The sequence below is a fragment of the Desulfomicrobium norvegicum genome (assembly GCF_900114595.1).
Classification (GTDB): domain Bacteria; phylum Desulfobacterota; class Desulfovibrionia; order Desulfovibrionales; family Desulfomicrobiaceae; genus Desulfomicrobium; species Desulfomicrobium macestii.
The window spans coordinates 1-1,221 of the sequence record NZ_FOTO01000041.1 but is presented as its reverse complement, the minus strand read 5'-3'; the positions used below and the strand labels follow the sequence as shown (position 1 = coordinate 1,221).

The window sequence follows — 1,221 nt, the reverse complement described above, 5'->3', positions numbered from 1 at the left end:
TAGTCGATCCTGAAAAACTGTTAAAACGCCACGTCAGGCACAAACCTGTAGCGGCTGAACATTAGGTCGAAGTACGTGTCCAAGGAATTTGAGGCACAAAAAACACAGAATCCGGATGAACTTTCGGAAATTGAACGCAGCGCAAGCCATGAACAGGTTCACGGTGTCGCCGACCTGGCCTTTGAGGTAATTGCGCAGCATCCTGTGGTCGTTCTTGAGATGGCCGATGATCGGCTCGATGGCAGCACGACGACGGAATCGCTCCCGGGCCTGCCGCTTGTCAGATGCGGTCTTTGTCCGCTTGCCCGACTCGGGGATTTCGATGCTGGTCGCGCCGATCTTGCGCTTGCCGCGGTAGCCCCGGTCGCAGATTGCCATGGCCGGCCGTTGTCCCACGATGCTTTCGACTTGGGACAGAACCGCAGGCAGCGTGTGACCGTCGAAAGGATTGTCCTGGAAGGACAGGGCACCGACGATGATGCCGCTGGTCTTGGTCACGGTCACGGATGCCTTGGCGCCGAATTCGTATTTCTTGTGGGCCTTGCCTTTGCTGATGCAAGACACTCCGGGTTCGTGGAGGCTGTAGATCTTGCCTGAGTCGGATCTCTGCTGGCGCTGCACGCGATCGTAAAGGTCCAAGGCCTGCTGATGGATAACCAGCGATTCCGGAGAGAGCTTGCGTTTCAGTTCGCGGACCAGGATGCCGGCGATGGTCCGCAAACGCCTGACGGCCCGCTGGGATTCGCCCTGTCTGCGACCTTTTGATTTGAACCGGATGGTCCGCAGCAGCGACTTGATTTCGCGCTGGTAGCTGCGCCGGAGTTTGACGTCTTCCAGCTTGGCCATGGTGTGGCACCGCGTCACAATTTTGGTCAGGAGCTTGGCATCCGTGGGAAAGGTGATGTTCTTTTCCTGCACGGTGGAGTCCACGACGACCTCGGTTTCTTTGGCCTTGTCACCGTGAAGGGCCACGGAAACCTCGAAGATTTTGCGGACTCCGTCTTCTCCGATGCGGCGTCGGAAATAGGTCAGCTCTGACGGATCGCAGGGCAACTTCCAGGTGAATCGCTGCTGGCCGCAGAAAGCTTGGAAATACGGGTTTTGAACCCATGCCTCGACAACGCGCTCATCGCTCAAGTTTTCAAGCTGCTTGAGAATGAGGAGGCCGACCATCAACCGGACAGGTTTTCCGGGGCGACCGGAAGCAGCATAAAGTGGCCG

General features: G+C 57.5%; 1 protein-coding gene. It reads right to left on the bottom strand.

The features are described from left to right. Nucleotides 1-33: 33 nt before the first annotated feature. Nucleotides 34-1,221 (bottom strand): IS5 family transposase (locus tag BMZ24_RS19315; RefSeq protein ID WP_092194750.1); only part of this gene is annotated, 1,188 nt, incomplete at its 5' end.